Annotated in this window: 20 protein-coding genes; 8 read left to right on the top strand and 12 right to left on the bottom strand. The window is 52.5% G+C overall.

What is annotated here, in order from left to right:
* On the top strand, nt 1-424 hold a 424-nt coding region (locus KO503_RS10235; RefSeq protein ID WP_215991462.1), incomplete at its 5' end, for an amidohydrolase family protein.
* On the opposite strand, the gene KO503_RS10230 is transcribed toward KO503_RS10235, so the two are convergent.
* Nucleotides 385-972: a HutD/Ves family protein gene (locus KO503_RS10230; protein WP_215991461.1), complete on the bottom strand. Its 588-nt coding sequence runs from the start codon at nt 970-972 to the stop codon at nt 385-387. The genes KO503_RS10235 and KO503_RS10230 overlap by 40 nt on opposite strands.
* 114 nt (nt 973-1,086) lie before the next feature.
* Between KO503_RS10230 and KO503_RS10225 the strand changes: the two genes are divergently transcribed.
* Nucleotides 1,087-2,199 (top strand): S-(hydroxymethyl)glutathione dehydrogenase/class III alcohol dehydrogenase, encoded by a 1,113-nt coding sequence (locus tag KO503_RS10225; protein WP_215991465.1) that lies wholly within the window; start codon nt 1,087-1,089, stop codon nt 2,197-2,199.
* A gap of 32 nt (nt 2,200-2,231) precedes the next feature.
* Nucleotides 2,232-3,440 carry an NAD(P)/FAD-dependent oxidoreductase gene (locus tag KO503_RS10220; protein WP_215991460.1) on the top strand — a complete coding sequence of 403 codons (1,209 nt, stop codon included), beginning with the start codon at nt 2,232-2,234 and terminating at the stop codon, nt 3,438-3,440.
* 39 nt (nt 3,441-3,479) lie between these two features.
* On the opposite strand, the gene KO503_RS10215 is transcribed toward KO503_RS10220, so the two are convergent.
* From KO503_RS10215 to KO503_RS10200, 4 genes are all read right to left on the bottom strand, one after another.
* Nucleotides 3,480-4,637 (bottom strand): aromatic ring-hydroxylating oxygenase subunit alpha, encoded by a 1,158-nt coding sequence (locus KO503_RS10215; protein ID WP_215991459.1) that lies wholly within the window; start codon nt 4,635-4,637, stop codon nt 3,480-3,482.
* A gap of 180 nt (nt 4,638-4,817) precedes the next feature.
* A complete protein-coding gene (locus KO503_RS10210) occupies nt 4,818-5,468 on the bottom strand; it encodes a GntR family transcriptional regulator (RefSeq protein WP_215991458.1) in 651 nt (216 codons plus the stop codon).
* Nucleotides 5,469-5,602: 134 nt separating this feature from the next.
* Complete coding sequence (locus KO503_RS10205) at nt 5,603-6,970, bottom strand: sensor histidine kinase (RefSeq protein ID WP_215991457.1); 1,368 nt, start codon at nt 6,968-6,970, stop codon at nt 5,603-5,605.
* Nucleotides 6,971-6,978: 8 nt separating this feature from the next.
* Nucleotides 6,979-7,650, bottom strand: coding sequence for a response regulator transcription factor (locus tag KO503_RS10200; RefSeq protein WP_215991456.1), 672 nt, complete (start codon nt 7,648-7,650; stop codon nt 6,979-6,981).
* Nucleotides 7,651-7,795: 145 nt separating this feature from the next.
* Between KO503_RS10200 and KO503_RS10195 the strand changes: the two genes are divergently transcribed.
* The 4 genes from KO503_RS10195 (at nt 7,796) to KO503_RS10180 (ending at nt 13,051) form a co-directional block, all read left to right on the top strand.
* Nucleotides 7,796-8,887, top strand: a complete 1,092-nt coding sequence (locus tag KO503_RS10195) for a tricarboxylate transporter (RefSeq protein ID WP_215991455.1) — start codon at nt 7,796-7,798, stop codon at nt 8,885-8,887.
* Between the two features lie 72 nt (nt 8,888-8,959).
* The gene (locus KO503_RS10190) at nt 8,960-10,987 is read left to right on the top strand and encodes a tripartite tricarboxylate transporter permease (RefSeq protein ID WP_215991454.1); all 2,028 of its coding nucleotides are present in this window, start codon (nt 8,960-8,962) and stop codon (nt 10,985-10,987) included.
* Complete coding sequence (locus KO503_RS10185) at nt 10,984-12,096, top strand: 4-oxalomesaconate tautomerase (RefSeq protein ID WP_215991453.1); 1,113 nt, start codon at nt 10,984-10,986, stop codon at nt 12,094-12,096. Before KO503_RS10190 ends, KO503_RS10185 begins: the two co-directional genes overlap by 4 nt.
* A complete protein-coding gene (locus KO503_RS10180; RefSeq protein WP_215991452.1) occupies nt 12,074-13,051 on the top strand; it encodes a D-2-hydroxyacid dehydrogenase family protein in 978 nt (325 codons plus the stop codon). The genes KO503_RS10185 and KO503_RS10180 overlap by 23 nt, the downstream gene beginning before the upstream one ends.
* Here KO503_RS10180 and KO503_RS10175 read toward each other — a convergent pair.
* The 5 genes from KO503_RS10175 to KO503_RS10155 form a co-directional block, all read right to left on the bottom strand.
* Nucleotides 13,020-14,048, bottom strand: coding sequence for an AbrB family transcriptional regulator (locus KO503_RS10175; protein WP_215991451.1), 1,029 nt, complete (start codon nt 14,046-14,048; stop codon nt 13,020-13,022). The two genes, KO503_RS10180 and KO503_RS10175, sit on opposite strands and share 32 nt — an antisense overlap.
* Nucleotides 14,045-14,695, bottom strand: a complete 651-nt coding sequence (locus KO503_RS10170; RefSeq protein ID WP_215991450.1) for a GntR family transcriptional regulator — start codon at nt 14,693-14,695, stop codon at nt 14,045-14,047. Before KO503_RS10170 ends, KO503_RS10175 begins: the two co-directional genes overlap by 4 nt.
* A 190-nt stretch (nt 14,696-14,885) precedes the next feature.
* Nucleotides 14,886-14,996 carry a DUF2474 family protein gene (locus KO503_RS18015; RefSeq protein WP_215991449.1) on the bottom strand — a complete coding sequence of 37 codons (111 nt, stop codon included), beginning with the start codon at nt 14,994-14,996 and terminating at the stop codon, nt 14,886-14,888.
* The gene (gene cydB / locus KO503_RS10160; protein WP_215991448.1) at nt 14,996-15,997 is read right to left on the bottom strand and encodes a cytochrome d ubiquinol oxidase subunit II; all 1,002 of its coding nucleotides are present in this window, start codon (nt 15,995-15,997) and stop codon (nt 14,996-14,998) included. The genes KO503_RS18015 and cydB overlap by 1 nt, the downstream gene beginning before the upstream one ends.
* A gap of 11 nt (nt 15,998-16,008) precedes the next feature.
* Nucleotides 16,009-17,418: a cytochrome ubiquinol oxidase subunit I gene (locus KO503_RS10155; RefSeq protein WP_215991447.1), complete on the bottom strand. Its 1,410-nt coding sequence runs from the start codon at nt 17,416-17,418 to the stop codon at nt 16,009-16,011.
* A 180-nt stretch (nt 17,419-17,598) separates the two neighbouring features.
* Between KO503_RS10155 and KO503_RS10150 the strand changes: the two genes are divergently transcribed.
* A complete protein-coding gene (locus KO503_RS10150) occupies nt 17,599-18,063 on the top strand; it encodes an RrF2 family transcriptional regulator (protein ID WP_215991446.1) in 465 nt (154 codons plus the stop codon).
* 287 nt (nt 18,064-18,350) lie between these two features.
* On the opposite strand, the gene KO503_RS10145 is transcribed toward KO503_RS10150, so the two are convergent.
* Both KO503_RS10145 and KO503_RS10140 read right to left on the bottom strand, forming a co-directional pair.
* Complete coding sequence (locus tag KO503_RS10145; protein ID WP_215991445.1) at nt 18,351-19,037, bottom strand: ceramidase domain-containing protein; 687 nt, start codon at nt 19,035-19,037, stop codon at nt 18,351-18,353.
* Between the two features lie 226 nt (nt 19,038-19,263).
* Nucleotides 19,264-20,457, bottom strand: coding sequence for a replication initiation protein (locus KO503_RS10140; protein WP_215991444.1), 1,194 nt, complete (start codon nt 20,455-20,457; stop codon nt 19,264-19,266).
* Between the last annotated feature and the right edge of the window lie 449 nt (nt 20,458-20,906).

Here is a 20,906-nt window from a genome sequence, read left to right as displayed (position 1 = left end):
CTTTGGGGTCGGATCAGATTCAAACGTACTGATTTCACTGACCGAAGAGTTACGGACCTTGGAATACTCTCAACGCCTGCGGGATATTGCCCGTAATGTCATGGTTGTGGGGGAAGGCTCTGTTGGCGAAACGCTTTATATGGGCGCTGCAAAAGGTGGCGCGCAGGCTTTGGGGCGTGGCGCAGGTGAAATATCGGTTGGGGAGCTCGCTGATCTTGTCGCGATTGACAGTGCCGCCCCAGCCTTGTGCACCTTGCGCCAAGATCAACTGCTTGACGGCTTGGTCTTTGGCGCCAAGGACAGTGTTGTGACAGATGTTTGGTCCGCCGGTCGCCATGCCGTCCAATCGGGGCGGCATGTAAAACGCGATACGATCATCGCCGCTTACCGTACTGCAATGGCCAGTTTGATGGCCGCGCTTTGATCCATATAGCTGAGGCAAATCTCAAGCAAAGCGTCGCCTATAGCCAGCTCCACCACCGCGTTTGTCGCTGTTACGAACGCGGTGTCGCTGACGCCTAAGACTGTGCCGTCGATTTTGGGCGCGCCCGCCAAACCATGCAAGATCACGATGCCATGCTCAGGCGTTTGGATCGCGTGCTGCGATGCCTCTTGATGCACCGTCACGACGCCCTCGCACTGCGTTGGATCAAACATCAAATTCAGATCGGTAAGCGGACCGGCGGTTAAGTGCGATTCAATCGAGATGCCGCCGTCAAAAACCACAGGCCGCCATAACGATGCGTCAAGAGACAGGCTTGGGCCCGTCAGTGTCATGCCGCCACCAGACACAACAGTCAAAATGCGCGTCATACCCGCAAAATCTGAAAACGGACCGTTTTGTGCCACATCCGCACGGCTGACGGTCCAAACGGCTTGCGTTCCAAGCAAACCTTTGGCGATATTACGGGTGATACCACCGCCGTTTTTCCATGGCACATCAATAAGCGCTTTGGCTGGCAAAATTTGCATGGCATTGTCCTTGTGTTTATGTGACAGGTCGCTTGACCCAGTTCAGATTACACCTTATTTAATGTGCTAATTTGCAATAAGTATATACATAATAATCATGGAGTCGTCCCAATGATGAGAACTCGCGCCGCTGTTGCCATTGCTGCTGGTCAACCGCTTGAAGTGATGGAAGTGAACCTTGAAGGCCCGAAAGCGGGCGAGGTTTTGATCGAGGTTAAAGCCACGGGTCTGTGCCATACCGACGAATTCACCCGCTCAGGTGCCGATCCCGAAGGTATTTTCCCGACAATTCTTGGCCACGAGGGCGCAGGTGTTGTTTTGGAAGTAGGCGAGGGCGTTACCACGTTGGAAGTGGGCGATCACGTGATCCCGCTGTACACCCCAGAATGTCGTCAGTGCGAATACTGCCTGTCAGGCAAAACCAACCTATGCCAAGCGATCCGCGTCACCCAAGGCCAAGGCCTGATGCCAGATGGCACAACGCGTTTTTCCATGCTCGATGGGACACCGATCTATCACTACATGGGCTGTTCGACTTTCGCGAACCACACCGTTGTGCCCGAAATCGCATTGGCCAAGGTGCGCAAAGACGCGCCCTTTGACAAAATTTGCTACATCGGCTGCGGCGTCACCACGGGTATCGGCGCGGTGATTAATACGGCCAAGGTTGAAATCGGCGCACGTTGTGTTGTTTTCGGTTTGGGCGGCATCGGCCTCAACGTGATCCAAGGCCTGCGCATGGCTGGCGCAGACCAGATCGTTGGCGTGGATTTGAACGACGATAAAGAAGAAATGAGCCGTTATTTCGGCCTCACAGATTTCGTAAACCCAACCAAAGTCGAGGGCGATCTTGTGGCCCATCTTGTCGAGCTGACAGGCGGCGGCGCGGATTACACCTTTGATGCGACCGGCAACACAACTGTGATGCGTCAGGCGCTTGAAGCGGCGCATAAAGGCTGGGGCGAAAGCGTCGTGATTGGCGTGGCCGCAGCTGGCGCCGAGATTTCCACTCGGCCGTTCCAATTGGTTACAGGGCGCGTTTGGCGCGGCACCGCATTTGGTGGCGCAAAAGGCCGCACAGATGTGCCGAAAATCGTTGATTGGTACATGGGCGGCAAAATCGAAATCGACCCGATGATCACCCACAAGCTAACCTTGGACGAAATCAACCACGGATTCGATTTGATGCACGAAGGTAAATCGATCCGCGCTGTTGTGGAATTCTAAACTCCCAAAAGCGGAACCAAAGGAGCTTTGCCATGAAAAATGTTGTTGTCATCGGGGCAGGGCAAGCGGCCAATGCTTTCGCCTTTAAACTGCGCGCCCTTGGTCACAAGGGCGCGATCACTTTGATCGGTGACGAACCTGCTTTGCCCTATCAACGCCCGCCGTTGTCAAAGGCGTATTTGCTTGGGGACATGTCCCGCGAACGTCTATTTTTGCGCCCTCAGTCAAGCTATGACGAGGCCGACATCACGGTGCGCATGGGGACCACAGTCACCAGTATCGATCCCAAAACGCAGCAGGTGTACCTTGGCGACGAAGGTATCGCCTATGATGAATTGGTGCTGACGACCGGCTCTGCGCCGATCCGATTGCCATCACAAATTGGCGGTGATTTGCAGGGTGTTTTCTGCGTGCGCACGCTTGCCGATATCGATGCGATGGCACCGTATTTTACCGAAAACCGTCGCGTCTTGATTGTCGGCGGCGGATATATAGGCCTTGAGGCCGCAGCCGTGGCTGCAAAACGTGGCCTGCACGTTACGGTGGTCGAAATGGCCGAGCGTATTTTGCAGCGTGTGGCCGCTCCGCAGACTTCGGACTACTTTCGCGCGCTGCATCATAGCCACGGCGTGACGCTCCGCGAAGGCGTGGGCCTGTCCCAGCTGAACGGCGACGATCACGTCACGCAGGCGGTGCTTTCAACTGGCGAGATACTGGATGTGGACTTTGTCATCGCAGGCATTGGTATTCGCCCCAATACTGCACTGGCCGAAGCCGCGGGAGTGCAGATCGAAAACGGCATATCCACCGACGCTTTTGGCGCGACGTCAGATCCGCATATTTGGGCTGCTGGTGACTGCGCGTCTTTCCCGATAGGCGATACGCGTGTGCGCCTTGAAAGCGTGCCGAATGCCATAGATCAGGCTGAAATCATTGCACAAAACATCATGGGCGCAGGCGTTACCTATCACGCAAAACCGTGGTTTTGGTCAGATCAATATGATGTAAAACTGCAAATCGCGGGGTTGAATACAGGCTATGATACCGTCGTCACGCGTGTCGGAGATAAGCCTCATTCGGTGTCGCATTGGTATTATTGTGGCGAGACCTTTCTGGCCGTAGATGCCATGAACGCGCCCCGTGATTACATGATCGGCAAGCGGTTGATCGAAGCGGGAAAATCACCGGCATCTGACGTGATTACAAACCCCGACACGGTCCTGAAGTCGCTGTTGTCATAAATGACGCGCGCCTGCGTAAACAGGCGCGCGGGTCTTGAGTTATTCAGCGGCTGTAGCGACAGGCTTAACGCCCAGCTTACTGTCCATATAGCTCAGAAAATCCCAGATCGTGCCTTCCAAGTCATCTGGTGCCAATGGGCCGCCAGCGAAAAACCGTGTTTTCTGCGCTTGTTGCAGAGTTTCCAGTTTCTCTTTGTCCTCGGCATTGAAGGCTTTGCACAGGTCCACATAGGCGACGACTTCGGGGTCTGTTGGATCGGTTTTAAGGCCACAAACGCCCCAGCGAATTGACACTTTATCCGCTCCATTGGGACGCAAACACAAGAACAACGTATAGTTCGCCGCCACAGCAACCACAAAGCTTGGGAAAATGTTGAACAAAACAGAATTGCGCTGTTCGTCTTCTGTCATGTCATCGTGGAACGGTCCACGCGGTGGGTATTCTGGATCATAGTATGACCGATACGCCGTCCAACGATCTTCACTAGGCACCTTGCGACACAATTGCGTTGGCGTCATCGGCTGCAATGTCTTTGGGTGGGTCGCAAACAGGTGATACCCTTCCATAAAGTTCTCGGTCAGGTTCTTCCAATTGGTGGCCCAAACATCTTCGGTTTTGAACAATAGATTGCGCAGTTCATGATGATAGTTATGTAAAATGCCATCGAGCGATGCCAATTGTGGCGCTAGTGGCTTTGCCTTGCCGTCCAAATTCACAAAAATGAAATTGTTCCAAATTTCGGTTTTGAATTGTGGCAAGCTGCATTTTTTTGCATCAAAGGCTTTGGCTTTTCGCATCAAAGGCGCAGTTTTCAGCGCACCGTCACGTTTATACGTCCATGCATGGTAAGGGCAGACAAAACTGCGACGATTGCCGCTGGCCTCGTTTTCAACCATGTTGCCGCGATGTCGACACACATTGGACAACACGTTGATGCCCCCTTCGTCGTTGCGCACCACCAACAGCTGTTCGTCGACCAATTCTGTTGTGTAAAAATCACCAGGTTCTGCGACCTCACCAACATGCCCAACACAAACCCATTCGTTGCGAAAAATCTGCTCTTTCTCAAGATCTAAGAACTCTTGGGACGTATAGAAAGGCGACGGCATGCTATAGGCCTCATCCTTTGGTTGGCTGGTCAAGTCTGTCAAATGTTGACGCAATTCTTGTGCGTCCATGGGGGGGATGGCTTGCATTGCTTGCTCCAAATTAAAGCGAATCTGTGATCACAGATGTAGAGCATTTGGCCATAGCTGGCAAAAGAAATAATACACGCAGATTTCCAAGCGGACGCATTTTAAAGCGTCCGGTACAGGTTTGCGAAAGGATGGTGATAATTTAAGCGTTAAGGGGACCGGCACAGCATCGATTGAGCATCAGGCCCGTTGACGATAAAGTTCAACACCCCAAAAAGCATCTTCTTCAATCAACTTACGCGCAGATTTGGAATCCGCATTGCGCAAAGCGTCGATGATCAAATCATGCTCGCCAAGCCAATTGTCTGCGTCCACAAGGTTCATGATCCCGTGACCCAACCAGGGCCCCGTTTGGACATAGAGACGATCAATACTCAACGCGAGCGCGTCATTGTCACTGCTTTGATAGATGGTGCTGTGAAAGTCATAGTTGGCCAACAACAATCCATTGGCATCCCGCTTCGTCAAGCAGCTGCGTGTTTTGCGAACAGCGGTTTCCAGCAGAGAGAGCTTGCGTTTTGTCATGCGCTGCGCCGCAAGTTCGGCGGCTGCCCCCTCAAGCACACCACGTACGAAAAACAAGTCTGAGGCCTCTTTGGCGCTCAAATCAGGGACGCGGTAGGCTTTGCGTGCAGCAGATTTTAGCGCACCTTCGGACGCCAATTGCCGCAAGGCTTCGCGCACGGGCATGGTTGAGACACCATAAAGTTCGGCCAATTGACGCACAGAGACCGCCTCGGCCGGTTTGAGCTGACCCGAGATCAATTTGATCCGCAAATCCGCATAGACGGTCGCGTTCAAATTTTCTGCATCAATCAACGGTGTTGGCATGTTTGGCACTACTCTGTGTTCTCGTAATCCTTTGCAAACCTAATGCAGATAGTTTTGCATTTGTCATTTGTTTTCGTACGATCACAAAACTGGGCGTCATATAAATGGAACATCACAGCGTGGTGTTTTGACCTCTAAACCCGCCTCGCAAGACTGGTCGGCAGAGTCATGACGATGGTGAGACCCTTTTGCGAACTGCTCAACGACAAATCTCCACCCAAGCTTTCGGCGACAGCGATTGAAATCGGCAGGCCAAGCCCGCTGCCCCCCGAAAGAGAGACTTGACCAAAACGTGCCGTCGCGATGTCCAACTTATCAGGCGGAATGCCGATACCATCGTCTGCAACCGTCACTTGGATAGCGGCAGATGTGGCACGGGTTTTCAAACTGATTTTCGTCAGCTTGGCCCCACCATGGCAAAGCGCATTCTCGATCAGATTGAGGACACCTTGTTGAAGAAGAACTGGATCTGCGTGCAAAACGCTGCCAGTCGCACCAAGATCAAACTCAAGCACGATGTCACGATCTGCCGCGCGTATTTGGGCATTGTTTTCCAATTCGCCGAGCAACTCGTCAATCGCCACGATAGGAAAGTCTGCAATCTCTCTTGGTGAAATCGCACGCTCAAAGGCCAGAAGACTGTTCGCCAAATCGGACGCATCTTGCGCCGCAAGGACAAGGTCTTCGCTGCGCGTTTTCATATCAGATAAGGTCTTGGCAGAGCGCACGGCCTCTGACATAGCAAGAACCCCAGCGATGGGATTGCGCAATTGGTGTGCCGCGTTTGAAATGAATTCGTCTTTGGCGTGCAGCGTGGCACGCAGCTCTGACAAAAGGCTGTTCAAAGTCTGTACGACCCCTTTGACTTCAACAGGAACAGCGCGTTGAATTTCGTTCAACTCGCGTGAGGAGCGTTGCGAAATCGCGTCTTGTAAATCATGTAGAGGACGCAGGCCAACCCGCACGCCAAACCACACACTAAGGGCCAGCGCGGTGATAATGATTGCAATTATGCCAAAGGTGCGTTGCGTTATATCCCTGACAAAACTGTTGCGTAACGCAATATCTTGCCAAACCGTAAAGGTGAAATCACCGCTCAGCCCTTCAATCGACATAGCATCAACATACCGCAGCGCCCGAACGGGCTGTGCACGGTAAATCGCATCATAGTAAATTTGAGCCTGTGCGTTCTCATCTAATGTTTTTGGCAAAACGGGCGGTGTCGCATAGCCTGTGACATAGGCACCATTTGGCGCGTAAACATGATAAAAAACCGGCCCGCCAGATGTATCGCCGAGTAAAGAGAGCGTCTTAGGGCTCAGCGCGTCGCCACCCGACAGCGCTGTATCGCGTGAGATGGCCAAAGCAATGGACAAAAGTGAGCGATCAAAGCGATCGTTCGCACGAGCGTTTGCATCACTAAGGGTCAGCACACCAAGCCCCAGCGAAATCACCATCAAGGGCGTCAGTATGATCAATGTCAGCCGCGCTCTAAGCGACATTGTCCACATCATGCCCCACCATAATGCATTGAATACCCAAGCCCGCGTTGGACTTTAATTTCGATCGCAAAAGGCTTTAGCCGTTTGCGCAGACGCGAGACATAGACCTCGACCACTTGTTCATCGACCTCTGCCCCCGTGCCATAGATTTTATCCAGTAGGGCCTGTTTTGATAGCGTGCGCGTTTGGGCCAGCATCAAGGCCTCAAAAATCGCCACCTCGCGTCGCGGCAGTTCCAATGGCCCGTCTGTGCTGACGACTTGGCGTGCGGCCAGATCGAAAGTAAGTGGGCCGACTGAATGGGTCGGAACCGGTTTTGCGACAGCGCGCCGCATAAGAACCTGCAAACGTGCGGTCAATTCGGCCATCTCGAAAGGCTTTGCCAGATAGTCGTCCGCACCAGAATTCAAACCGGCCAGTTTATCCTCAAGTGTTGTGCGTGCGGTCAACATCAAGACAGGCCGTTGATCGCCGCGGGCCCGCAGACCTTTAAGCACTTCAATCCCGCTGAGTTGGGGCAAGTTGAAATCAAGTATTATAACGTCAGCGCCATCGTCTCTTAAAAACTCGTCGGCTGCTGCACCGTCAAAAATCAAATCGACCGCGTGACCTGCGTCACGCAGGACATAGGCTATGCCATTGGCAACGCTTTTATTGTCTTCAACTATGACAATCCGCAAAACTCCGTCCTCTTCAAATTTCCGCGATGCAAGCTTGGTGAAAGGTTGGCGCGCGATGGTCAGAATATCAAGAGGGCTTTGGAGGGCTGGCTTGATTCGTATTGCCTGCTCTAAAGACTAGAGCAAAACTGTCTGGGAGGACAACATGACATTGAAAGCATTCTTGCGTGCAAGCGCAATTGGCGCGGCTGCGCTATCGTCAACAGCGGCTTTGGCAGATGACCACCGTCTTGATTTATCTGGCGAGACTGTAGAATGGATTATTCCTTTTTCCGAGACCGGCGGCTCAGCACGTTGGGCCACTTTCTACGCACCATTGCTCAGCCAAGCCTTGCCGGGCAATCCAACGGTTGTGGTCACATTTATGCCAGGTGCAGGGTCAACAACCGGCGCAAATCATTTCCAACGGTTGAAATATGAAGACGGAACAACCCTGTTCGGCTCATCTGGATCAACACAATTCCCGTATTTGCTGGACGATCCGCGCGTGCGTTACGAATACAGTGACTGGAACGTTGTGCTCGCATCTGGCACTGGTGGCGTAGCCTACCTGCCACCTGCTCTCGCAGAGGCCTATGCTGCCGATCCGACAGCTTTGAACGATGAAGATTTCATTTACGGTGCGCAATCGGCGACAGGTCTTGATCTTGTGCCATTGCTGGCATGGGAAATGCTTGGTCTCAACGTCGAACCTGTGTTTGGCATCGAAGGCCGTGGTGACGGACGTTTGATGTTCGAACGTGGAGAAGCCAATATCGATTACCAAACATCGTCGTCTTATCTGTCAGGTGTTGCCCCATTGGTAGAGGCTGGCACAGCGACACCTTGGTTCAGCTTTGGCGCGCTTGATGATGATGGCAACATTGTCCGCGACCCGACATTCCCAGACATGCCAAGCTTTAAGGAAGTCTGCGAAGCGAACCCCAACTGTGAGACAAGCGGCACGACTTGGGACGCATGGAAAGCCTTCTTTATCGCCGGTTTCCCAGCGCAAAAGATGGTGTTCTTGCCAAATGGCGCCTCTGAAGAAGCAATCGCGACCTTTACCGAAGCCTTCGCAGCCATCAAAGACCGCCCTGATTACGCAGAAATCTCTGAAACAGCTTTGGGCCTTTACCCACAGTTGACTGGCGCGGGCGCAAAACGTGCGATGGCTGATGCGACTGTCGTTCCAGAAGAGGCAAGCGACTTTGTGAAGACATGGCTTCAAGAAAGCTACGGCATCGTTCTAGAATAAGAACCTTTTGCTCTCGGCCCCCGCCCAATGGTGGGGGCCCACGCAGTTTAATCTCAAATTTGGGGACTTCGGATGGATGTTCTAGCGACAGCGCTTCCTGCGCTTGGCGATGCTTTTGCCATGATTTTACAACCACATGTCTTGGGCTATTTGGTTCTTGGTGTGCTTATGGGGCTTTGCATCGGTGTGTTCCCAGGATTGGGCGGTATCGCTGGCCTGTCACTTTTGCTGCCCTTTATGTTTGGCATGGAGCCGTTGACCGGCTTGGCCTTGATGGTTGGTATGGTCGCGGTCGTTCCAACCTCTGATACATTCTCATCTGTTTTGATGGGCATCCCCGGGTCGTCAGCGTCACAGGCGACGGTTTTAGACGGGTTTCCGATGGCAAAGAAAGGCCAAGCCGCCCGTGCTTTGTCTGCAGCCTTCTCCTCCTCGTTGTTTGGAGGGCTGTTAGGCGCTGCATTCTTGTCGGTCTTTATTCTGATCGCGCGGCCCATCGTATTGATGTTCCAAACCCCTGAATTGTTGATGATCACGATCTTTGGGCTTTCGATGGTCGGAATTCTTGCTGGACGCGTTGCCGTGAAAGGCATTGCTGCGGCGGGGCTTGGCGTATTGATCGGCACGATTGGGCAAGGGTCCAGTGCTGGCGCTCTGCGCATGTCGACCTTTGACACGCCCTATCTGATGGATGGCCTTAAGCTGGTGATCGTTGGCCTCAGCATTTTTGCTATACCTGAAATCGTGGCTCTCTTGCGTCAAGACAAAGCCATCTCGGATCGCGCGGCGATTGGCGGGGGGTGGCTTGACGGCGTAAAGGATTGGTGGGCCAATATCTGGCTTTCAGTCCGCTGTTCGTTGATTGGTGTCACTGTTGGCGTCATCCCAGGACTTGGCGGTTCCGTTGTCGATTGGATCGCTTATGGTCATACGATTCAAACGGCCAAAGACAAATCGCAATTCGGGTCAGGCGACGTGCGTGGAGTGATTGGGCCTGAGAGTTCGAACAACGCCAAAGAGGGTGGCGGTCTGGTGCCCACGCTTTTGTTTGGCATTCCGGGATCTGGGTCTATGGCCATCTTTATTTCGGGCATTGCCCTACTGGGCAGCGGAAATATCGAGGTTGGCCCCTCTATGCTCAAGAACAATCTCGATATCACCTACTCAATCGTATGGCTTTTGGCCTTAGCGAATGTTGTTGGCACTCTTGTTTGCATCGCGGCCTCCGGTCCTATCGCTAGACTGACCAACATCCGCTTCGCCCTTTTGGCACCCTTTTTGTTCATGATCATCGCCTTCGCGGCCTTTCAGTCACGCCAATCTATCATGGATTTGGTGACTCTGTTTGGCCTTGGTTTGCTGGGTATTTTGTTGCGCCGCTTTGATTGGTCACGGCCTGCATTCTTGATCGGGTTCGTTTTGGCCTCTCCTGCCGAACGTTACACCAATCAAGCCTACCAGATCGCGGCATCCCGTTTCCGGCGTAGCTTTGAAGAGGGTATCGATTATGTGTTCAGCCCTATTGTGATTATTCTGATCATCATCACCGTTATTTCTGTTGTTGTTGGCTTAAAAAATGCCAAATCAATCTTGGCAGAAGGCGATGTTAAAAACGGTAAAAAGCGCGCACCGCTGATCTTTTTACTCGCCATCACAGCCTATGTTGCACTGGCTTATTTTAACGCGTCCCTGATCCCAGATTATGCCCGCATGGACCGTGTGTTCCCAGTTTTTGTGGCCACTGTTACGTTGATATGTTTGGCGATTTTGCTTGTACAGATGCGGTATTCACCTGACACAAACGCCCTGTTCGCGGATCGAGAAAAACAAGACGCAGAAATAAATACGCATGGGCTTTGGTCAACACTTGCTTGGTTCGCAGCCCTTTTAGCGGGCACCGCAGTGTTCGGGTTTATCATCGCCTTGGCAGTCTTTCTGGTGACCTTCATCCGCTACAGAGCTGAAAAAAGTTGGGTTTACGCGGGGCTTTATGCCGCCTCAGGCATCGCGTTCATCTGCGCGATGGCGGCAACATTGAACCGTGATTTCCCTCCGGGGTTGTTACAAGAATTCGTCCGCTTGCCCTGGCCACTGTCATGACCCAAACGAAAATCCCGTTTTTGTTCATGCGTGGGGGCACCTCGCGAGGACCTTACTTTAACCGTACCGATTTGCCCCAAGATCGCGAAACACTGGCGCAAGTGCTTATCGCGGCCGTGGGATCAGGCCATGCGCTTAACATCGATGGTATAGGTGGCGGCAATGCCGTCACCACCAAAGTGGCGATGCTGTCGCAATCACAAGACGACTGGGCGGACATCGACTATTTCTTCGCGCAAGTCAGCGTCGAGGACAAACAGGTTGATTTCAAGCCGACCTGCGGCAATATCTTGTCTGGGGTTGGTCCCGCTGCGATTGAAATGGGACTTATGCCCGCAACAGGCGCGACCACGACGATCAAAATCTTGGCCGTGAACACAGGCGCACGGGTCATTGCAACGGTTCAAACCGGACCGGATGGCGTGGCCTATGTTGGCGAGACCGCCATCGACGGCGTGCCGGGCACAGCCGCACCGGTGCAATTGCAATTCATGGACACCGTGGGGGGCGCAACGGGGGCATTTTTACCCACAGGAAATCTGCGAGACACCTTTAACGGGATCGAAGTGACTTGTATGGATGTTGCCATGCCGATGGTCATCGCGCGTGCAGATGCCTTTGGGCTGACGGGCTATGAAACAGCGGCTGAGTTGAACGAAAACCGCGATTTCTTTGCCGCAATGGAAGCCGTACGTATTCAGGCAGGCGAAGCGATGGGGATCAGGGATGTCGCATCATCTGTGACGCCGAAATTCGGCCTTTTGGCACCTCCGCAAGACGGCGGCGCCGTTGCTGCGCGTTATTTCATGCCATGGACTGCGCATCCAACGATGGCTGTCACAGGGGCTCAATGCCTTGCATCTTGCGTTTTGACTCCTGAAAGTGTGGCGTCAGGTTTGGCGCATTTGCCGAACGAAAGCCCCGCAAAAATCACGCTTGAGCATGCCTCAGGTTTAATCGATGTGTTGGTCGACTATGAAATCAACGCCGGTGGCATCGTGTTGAAATCCGCAGGGCTTGTGCGGACCGCACGGCTTTTGGCACGTGGTGACGTCATGGTGCCACGCGAAATTTGGAGTGCACAAAATGAAAATTCATATACTGGATGACTGGTTTGATACCCTTCAAAGCTTGCCGTGCTTTGCCAAATTGAAAGATCATGAGGTCAAGGTCTGGACCGATCATGAACCTGACCCCGAAAAATTGGCAGCGCGGGTCGCGGATGCAGACTGCCTTGTGCTGTTCCGTGAACGCACCAAAATTGGTGCCGACCTTTTGACGCGCCTACCAAATCTAAAACTTATCAGCCAACGCTCAGCCTACCCACATGTGGATGTGGAAAGCTGCACTGCAAATAACGTGCTGTTGAGTTCGAATATGCACAGCGACACACCCTCTTATGCAGCAGCAGAAATGACGCTCGCACTGATCCTTGCCAGCTACCGCCAGATTCCCCAGCAAGCCAAATCGTTGCAAGATGGCACTTGGCAGATGGGGGTCGGGCGCACGTTGCGAGGGCGCACATTGGGCCTTTACGGATATGGCCGGATCGCCGGCGCTCTTGCCGAATATGCAAGAGCCTTGGGTCTGACTGTACAATGGTGGGGCTCCGAGTCTGGGCGCGCCCGCGCAATTGAAGGTGGGCAACAGGTAGCATCAAGCCGCGACGCATTCTTTGCCACATCTGACATAGTCAGCCTTCATGTCCGCCTGAAGCCCCAAACCAAAGGCATCATCACAGGTGCCGATCTGGCCGCGATGGCCCCTCGCGCGCTGTTCGTGAACACATCACGGTCTGGATTGGTTGCCAAAGGCGCGCTTGAGGCCGAAATCATGAAGGGACGCTTGTTTGCTGCGGTTGACGTCTTTGATGATGAGCCGATGCGCGACAGGAATCATGTTTTGGCCACACACCCTAATGTTCTGGCCACGCCGCATATTGGCTATGTAACCGAGGACGAGTTTGATCTGCAATTCAGTGATATTTTTGACCAAATCAACGCCTATGCTGCGGGTGATCCGATCCATATGATCAACCCTGATGTCTGGGATTCAAAATCTTAGCGGCAATCGGTGCCCCAAGGATCACAACAAAAATACGCAGAACATGATGGGCGATGACAAAGGCCATATCAGCCCCAACAACCAGCGCGAGCACTGTCATCTCAGCCTGACCGCCGGGGGCGAAGGCCAAAAGCGTTTCCATAGGCGGCGCGAGACCTGCCAGATGAATGATCTCTGCAAAGATGACAGTCATTATAATAAGGATCACGCAAAACCCAAGGGCGGCGCTCACGTCTTTGCGCACCTCTGGCATCGTGACACCAGCGTATTTGGCCCCGACAGTCATACCAATGAAAAACTGCGCCATCCAGATCGCTTCGGCAGGCGGGCGGTGGTGCAAGATTCCAAGCAAGGCCAAAATAGCAGCAAGGATCAGCGGCCCTAAAATGGAGGACCCGAACATCCCAAGCGCCTTGGCCACGCGCCATCCAATGAGGCCGCAAAGCGCCATAATGATCAATTGCGATGGCGCGATAGACGACGCGGGATCACCGGGAGGGCTCGACAAATCGACATCCCAATAGCCTTGCAAAATAAACGGAAGCGCCACAACGACGACCATAACCCGAGTGGCATGAACCAATGACAGCGCGCGCACGTCCCCGCCAGCTTCTTCGCCAAACGCCAACATGTCTTGCAAGCCCCCAGGCATCGCGCAGTAATAGCTGGTGGCAAAATCAAACCCCCAGATCCGTTGAAAATAGGGAATGCCGATCAATCCGATAGCCGCAACCATCACAGGGATCATCAACAAGGTTGGCCACATCGAAATCATGGAAACCAAAATCGTCATCGTGAAGGTCGCGCCGACAGCCACCCCAAGGATGGAACGCATCGCATCATTCACCAATTTGTTGCCCTTCATGGGCACCCCAGCCAAAGCGGCAATCAAACACGCAACGATTGGACCAATCAGCCATGGTAAAGGCAAATCCAGCAGGTGAAAGACCCCAACGCCAGCGGCAGCAATTATATATGTTACAAAAAGATGTTTCATCCGCGCATGACCTCAAGACGATGGCGCAGCGAGGTTTGCAGATGCGCCTCGGCACTCGCGCCTGCGGCTTCGACATCACCATTGCGGATCGCGTCTATGATGTCTTGGTGCTGTTTGCATACAATTGAAATTCGCGCTTCATCTGCGAGGGTCGTGGGCCCAAGCAACATCAAGGCATTGTTCAACGCGCGAGCCGATTCAAGTAAAAAGCGATTGCGTGTCGCCAGATAAATGCAACGGTGGAACTGTTGATTAATCGACGCCGCCTGTGCAGGCGCGTTCAGGGCCTTTGCGATTTCTGCATTCAGGTCTTCAAGTTCATCTATTTCTGCCGCAATGGCATGTTTGGCTGCCATTTCTGCTGCTGTGCGTTCCAGCACCAGTCGCATTTCATACAGTTCGACCACCTCTGTACGGCTTAAGGCACGCACCACAGCCCCTAAACGTGGACGATGCTCAACAATTCCGTCGGCTTCCAGCTTGCGCAGAGCTTCGCGGACTGGGGTACGCGACAGGGACAAACGGGCCGCCACATCTTCTTCACGTAGGCGATCATGAGGTTGGAAGACCCCAGATCTGATCGCGTCCAGCAACCGTGCATAGGCGATACCGCCTTGCGACATGTCTGTTGAGTTTGATTTCGGCATCTCCGGTCCTTCGCATTGTATCCGCTTGGATACAATGCCTGATAAAGGAGGAATTCCTCAATGTCAAAAGAGAATATCAATGTTGGTATTTTCACGTCACAACCAACAGCCGCGCAGCCACCGTTGACGGTGGCACGCTGATCCGACTTTGATATATATAGCCAAATCCGGCCCTCTTAGGCGCCTTTACTCAAGAGCCAATCGCAAGACGTATCGCGAATGCGATGACGGCTAAAATCAGGACACTGACAACCCAAAGACCAATAAACCAACCAATACGCTTAACGGTTATCGGCAGCATCAGTGATAGCCCTCATCAGGATCGATTTTGCCGCGAAACACCCAGTAAGCATATGCGGTATAGGCAAGGATCATAGGCACGAGAACGACTGTACCGACAAGCGCAAACAGCAGGCTGGACTCTGGTGCTGCGGCTTCTTTGATCGTCAGGCTCGGCGGTACGATGTTGGGATAGAAACTGATCCCGATTCCGATAAAGCACAACACAAACAAAACCAGCACAGCAAAGAACGGTTGCGCATCCTTATCCGCTTTTAGTCCCGAGAATAATGCCCAGGCCGTGACAAGTACGGCGCTTGGCATCAGAACACTCAGGACACTACCGGGCAGATTGAACCAACGGTGAAAGTAGATCGGATCCTGAAACGGCGTCAGCAGGCTGGCAAGCCCAATAAATCCTAATGTCGCTATGGCAAGCCACCGTGCATACCCCTGCATTTTGCGTTGTAGCCCGCCCTCGGTTTTAAGGATAATCCACGTGGACCCGAGTAAAGCGTAGCCGATCACAACGGCCAGACCTGTTAAAACAGAAAACCCGCTCAGCCAGTCCCACCAGCCGCCAGCGTAAGCGCGGTCTTTGTATTCGATACCCTGTACCAAAGCGCCAAGGGCGATGCCCTGCATGAATGCCGCCACGATCGAGCCGCCACAGAATGCCACGTCCCAAACGGGTTTCCAGCGTTTGGTCCGCCAGCGGTACTCAAAAGCAACCCCGCGAAAAATCAAAGCCAAAAGCATCAAGATGATGGGCATGTAAAGCGCTGGCATCACAACTGCGTAGGCCAGCGGAAACACCGCAAACAGCCCGCCGCCGCCAAGCACCAACCATGTCTCATTGCCGTCCCAAATCGGCGCAATGGAATTCATCATTGTCGCCTTTTCCCGCTCGTCGTCAGCGAAAGGAAACAAAATACCGACACCTAAATCAAATCCGTCAAGGATCACGTAGGTCAAGACAGCAAAGGCGATAATGCCGGCCCAGATAAAGGAGAGTTCAAACATAGAAAAATACCTTATTCACTTGGATGTGCGTCTGGATTGTTTTGGGTGATCGGTGTGCTGCCTGCCGTGCGGATCGGGCCGTCTTTAAGGCCCAAATGCGGTGTCGCAGCGGGTTTATTCATCATCCGCAAGAGGTAAAATGTGCCCGCGCCGAAGACAAAGAAATACACCACAATAAAAGCAAGCAAAGACGCCGCCACGGCCGGTGCAGCAACTGGCGCAAGGCTGTCGCTGGTTCGCAGCACCCCATACACGGTGAAAGGCTGACGCCCGACCTCGGTTGTCACCCAGCCCGCTAACACCGCGACGAACCCCATTGGCCCCATCAAAATTGCAGCGCGGTGCAGCATGGGCGTGTCATACAAACGACCACGGTAACGCCGCCAAGCGGCCCATGCCCCAAAGCCCAGCATCGCCATTCCAAGACCAACCATCACGCGAAAGCTCCAAAATACGATAGCGACTGGCGGTTCGTCTGCGTCTGGAATGGTATCTAACCCATTCAGTGGCGCACCCCATTTGTGTTTCAGGATAAGACTGGAAACCTGAGGAATTTCTATCGCGTAATCGATCCGCTTTTCATCTGGGTTTGGAATGCCGAATAATATCAATGGCGCGCCGTGTGGGTGACTGTCATAGTGCCCCTCCATCGCCATCACCTTTGCCGGCTGGTGTTCTAACGTGTTGAGGCCATGGAAGTCGCCCGCCAGTATCTGCAACGGGGCAACGATTATCAGCATCCACATGGCCATAGAAAACATCCGGCGCGCCGGCGCATCGGTCCGGTTGCGCAAAAGATGCAACCCGCCAACGCCGCCGACAACAAGCGCTGTTGTAAGATACGCCGCCAAAACCATATGAACCAACCGATAAGGAAAGGATGGATTGAAAACGATGGCCCACCAGTCTTCGGGCACAAACTGTCCAAGCGCGTTTATACTGTAACCTGTGGGCGTCTGCATCCATGAGTTCACCGACAAAATCCATGTGGCCGACATCAGCGTGCCAAAAGCCACCATTGCTGTGGCGAACATGTGTAGTTTATCTCCCACCCGTTCGCGGCCAAACAACATGATGCCCAGAAAACCGGCCTCAAGAAAGAAAGCCGAAAGCACCTCATAGGCCATGAGTGGGCCAAGCACAGGACCGGTCTTGTCTGAGAACACAGACCAATTCGTGCCAAACTGATACGACATCACGATCCCAGAGACGACGCCCATCCCAAACGCGACTGCAAAAATCTTTTTCCAGTAGGTGAAAAGCGTCAGATATGTTGCGTCACGGGTGCGTAACCACAGCGCGTTCAATACGGCCAGATAACTGGCAAGACCGATCGAAAATGCCGGAAAAATGATATGAAACGACACCGTGAACGCAAATTGCATCCGCGCGAGGGTTTCAGCAGTCAAACTGTCAAACATGGGTGTCTCCGACGTTTGTGATTAGGGTGCAGTAATCTGTTGACCTCAGCGCTGCCTCCCATGTGCAGCACCCCAATCTAACATACATTACAAACAAATAGTTCATCGGCGACTTAACCATATCGATTTACTAAAGCAATATTTTTGATATATCTTTTGCTGCGGCAATAGGATGCACCAATGAAATTGACCAGCTATACAAACTTTGCTCTGCGGTCTTTGCAGCTCGCGGCGCTCAAATCGCCCGAGCTTGTGCGCATCAATGATGTCGCACGCATTCACAATCTATCGCGGCCGCACATCATGAAGGTCGTGCATGAATTGGGTAAGGCGGGCTATCTTGAGACAGTGCGTGGTCGGGGAGGCGGTTTTCGTCTGGCTCGCCCAGCACAGGACATTATCGTTGGAGAAATCGTCCGGCTTAACGAAGGGTCTATGGATGTTGTCGAATGCTTCAACCCCGAAAAAAACACCTGTTCTTTGATTGGCATATGTGTGCTGTCACGCAAAATGCAGGAGGCAACCGCAGCCTTCATGTCCGTGCTGGATAATCTTACCATTGCAGACATCGCCGCCAATAAGGGACAATTGATGGAACGGATCGCGCCATTGGAGCTCCCTGATAAAGAGATGACACCATTCTGAGGGCGTTCCGCCCAAAACAGACTTTTGCAACCTTCACACGCATAACAATCAGGGCTGGTAAGACAGGTACCACGTCACCAGTCTATGGTCGCTTGTATAAAAAGCGGCCAGCGTCAAATTGGTGTCGCTAAGTTGATCATTCTGACGAGGCTGCTTGACGTTGATCCGTTAGAATGTGCCCCACGCTGAGGTTTTGGCGTATAATCAGTGTTATGTAGTGTATCTGACGCGTAAAAACATTTTTCACGCTTTCTTATCTGGAACGTCATAAGCTTTTTTCATCAGATTCATTTTCCAGCTGAAGGAACATGCCGAATAAGCGCCAACAAAAGCCCGAGCACCATGGAACCGTTCAAAACATGCCACATGAAATGAGTACCCACGCCAGTGACACCACAAGTCATCAAGTCGACTGTACGAAAGCCCAAGGAAACCGTAAAACAACTTGCCGCCGAGATCACCAAAATTCTGGCTGGATGGCGACGTATCACAGTCGCGATAGAAAAGGCCCACAGCGCCACCAATGCTGGCAGATATTGCAAAGACCCGTTTAAAAGGGCTGGCTCGTCGGCATCCTGCGTCGAAACATCTCCGCTTGTCGCCCAAAGGCTAACACCAACACAAACGAGGACAATTAACATGATCCGTAAGGTTTTCAGATGGTTTCCATTACTGATGCGGAAGACCGTTGTGGCGACGTACAATATTACAAACGTCCAAATGGGAATCACGTCCAACAGCTCGGTTTGCCCATTGGCGTAGGTGTGAAACAGAAATGATCCCACGCCAATACAGGCCGCCAAACAGATGAGTATGTAATCCATGATACCGCGCCGATCCGAAGCCTGAAGTGCGCGCCAAGCGATCAACGCTGCGATCAAAAAGGCGGCATTGCTGAGCGCATTGATTGGTTCATTCCAAAACCCTGACGCTGTGCGTTCACAATAAAGATCAATGTAATCAAGAAATATCATGCGGTGGATTCACTATCTGGTTTCATGCAATCTCTGAACATATTTCAAAGGTGAACGCGAGAAAAATCAACTCAAAGTTGTTGAATCTGCGCCCGTTTTGTAGTCTCGCAAACATAGAACGGTTGCCGCAGGGTGCTATTGATCGCGCAACACGGCTGGCATCATCTCAATCCCGTTTCCCAAGACACGCCCGTGATGCCCCCCCCTGCCCCGCTCACCTCAATACTTATTCAACCTCATCAAAGGCCCCAGGAACGATGTCTTGCCAAAACATCACAATCTGTGCGTGATTGAGCGATGACACCCAGCCATAATTTTCAAAGTCCAACCGCGCCGCCCCATCAAGTGTCGACATAAACAAACGCTTATCCGCATCGCGCTGCGTCGGCGATCTGGCGCTGACCAACCTTTGCAAAATTTCAAGCCGCTTGGCCCGCTCAGAACCTTTTTCGCTCAAGGGCTGTTGCCGGTTTCGCGGCGAAACCGTACTGCCGCTAAAGTCTTGTTTAAGAGCTGCGGTCAAATAACTTACCGGATTTTTAACACCGCCCTGCCCCGCCACGTAATCCACCTGCTTGCGCACATAGGCTTCGTCGTGCTCATTCATCCATTGCAACGCCAAACGATCACTCACCCCAAGCGCACGCATCCGTTTGTAAATGTCTGAATTGCGCAAGCCCGCACCATCATCCAAGTCCAAAATCGACAACTGCGGATTTTCGGCAATCTTGAACCGAATTTCAGACACCGACCGACCTATCTTTTTGGTTTCAGGCGTCACAACAATGTTCGAGGTCTTATTCACCTCAGCAACAGCCGGTTTGATAATCTTGGCGTTCAAATGCTTGTACACTTCATAATAGGAACTCTCGGACACCCCCATCAGGCGGCGAAACAAGTCGAGCGACCACCAGCCCGTCGACCCTGTGCGTACAAAGCGATAGCAATTCTCATACAGCGCCAAAGCATGCCCGGAGGTAAAGCGTCGCTGAATATTCAAATTGATCAAGGCAAAGACTTTGGGGTCATCCAGCTTTTGCGCCAAGGCGGGTGAATAAGCGTATTCACACACCCCACCTTTCAGCTTGGCATAACTCAGCAAGGACGACACGCCCCATTCTTGACGCCCCTCCTCATCCAGCATGTCCCACTCGGCCACAGTTTCGGCCAGCCCACGCAGCGACTGTTTGAGCGTGTCCATATCGTTGGAATTATAGCCGATCATCATGCACAAGGTGCGCGCATCAATCTGATGCACTTGTTGGCTCATCAACGTGTCATAGGCATTGAGCAACAGCACGTTGGACAGCTTGCGCTGAAGCAGGGTCAGCTTGCCCGAGACATGAATCGCGGCCACGTTTTTTTTCACCGCGCCACGCCGCAATGATCCGGTCAGGGTCTCTTTTTCAATATCGTCCATTGCCTGTCTCTTTGCTCATGCGCACCTATGGGCCTATTTTTCTGACCTCGTTCTTGCGATTCGTATCACAGTGCTTCATATCCTCAGTATTTGCGATAAGGTCCCCACGTTCAAGCATTCAATTGGCACCTTAAAGGTGATACCGTAACTTGGCACCTCAGGCGCCCATTGTCTGATTAAGGAACCCGAATACAGGACAATCAGTTAGGAAGATTCGCACACAGGATATCCGATTCGTTTGCAAATGACCCTAAACCAGTACTTTTAGGGTCTAACGTCGGAAATCGCTGTACAATCCCGAGAATCAGCACCTCAAGTCCTGTATATTGGCACCCATAATCCTGCATTTAGGTGCCTTTCATCCTGTATTGCGGAACCTATAATGGCATAAGATATTGATTTTTAAAATTTTTTCTAAGCATAAAGATTCTAAAGTCTTATAAAAATAA

The sequence above is a fragment of the Pacificibacter marinus genome (assembly GCF_018860505.1).
GTDB lineage: Bacteria > Pseudomonadota > Alphaproteobacteria > Rhodobacterales > Rhodobacteraceae > Celeribacter > Celeribacter marinus_B.
This window is presented reverse-complemented; position numbering and strand designations above follow the sequence as displayed.

Coding starts and splice junctions, on each gene's coding strand:
- KO503_RS10215 (WP_215991459.1), bottom strand. CDS start 4,637: ATGCAAGCCATCCCCCCCATGGACGCACAAGAATTGCGTCAACATTTG.
- KO503_RS10190 (WP_215991454.1), top strand. CDS start 8,960: ATGGATGTTCTAGCGACAGCGCTTCCTGCGCTTGGCGATGCTTTTGCC.
- cydB (WP_215991448.1), bottom strand. CDS start 15,997: ATGTTTGAACTCTCCTTTATCTGGGCCGGCATTATCGCCTTTGCTGTC.
- KO503_RS10175 (WP_215991451.1), bottom strand. CDS start 14,048: ATGAAACATCTTTTTGTAACATATATAATTGCTGCCGCTGGCGTTGGG.
- KO503_RS10205 (WP_215991457.1), bottom strand. CDS start 6,970: ATGTCGCTTAGAGCGCGGCTGACATTGATCATACTGACGCCCTTGATG.
- KO503_RS10170 (WP_215991450.1), bottom strand. CDS start 14,695: ATGCCGAAATCAAACTCAACAGACATGTCGCAAGGCGGTATCGCCTAT.
- KO503_RS10220 (WP_215991460.1), top strand. CDS start 2,232: ATGAAAAATGTTGTTGTCATCGGGGCAGGGCAAGCGGCCAATGCTTTC.
- KO503_RS10145 (WP_215991445.1), bottom strand. CDS start 19,037: ATGATATTTCTTGATTACATTGATCTTTATTGTGAACGCACAGCGTCA.
- KO503_RS10225 (WP_215991465.1), top strand. CDS start 1,087: ATGAGAACTCGCGCCGCTGTTGCCATTGCTGCTGGTCAACCGCTTGAA.
- KO503_RS10185 (WP_215991453.1), top strand. CDS start 10,984: ATGACCCAAACGAAAATCCCGTTTTTGTTCATGCGTGGGGGCACCTCG.
- KO503_RS18015 (WP_215991449.1), bottom strand. CDS start 14,996: ATGCTGCCGATAACCGTTAAGCGTATTGGTTGGTTTATTGGTCTTTGG.
- KO503_RS10230 (WP_215991461.1), bottom strand. CDS start 972: ATGCAAATTTTGCCAGCCAAAGCGCTTATTGATGTGCCATGGAAAAAC.
- KO503_RS10155 (WP_215991447.1), bottom strand. CDS start 17,418: ATGTTTGACAGTTTGACTGCTGAAACCCTCGCGCGGATGCAATTTGCG.
- KO503_RS10140 (WP_215991444.1), bottom strand. CDS start 20,457: ATGGACGATATTGAAAAAGAGACCCTGACCGGATCATTGCGGCGTGGC.
- KO503_RS10150 (WP_215991446.1), top strand. CDS start 17,599: ATGAAATTGACCAGCTATACAAACTTTGCTCTGCGGTCTTTGCAGCTC.
- KO503_RS10180 (WP_215991452.1), top strand. CDS start 12,074: ATGAAAATTCATATACTGGATGACTGGTTTGATACCCTTCAAAGCTTG.
- KO503_RS10210 (WP_215991458.1), bottom strand. CDS start 5,468: ATGCCAACACCGTTGATTGATGCAGAAAATTTGAACGCGACCGTCTAT.
- KO503_RS10195 (WP_215991455.1), top strand. CDS start 7,796: ATGACATTGAAAGCATTCTTGCGTGCAAGCGCAATTGGCGCGGCTGCG.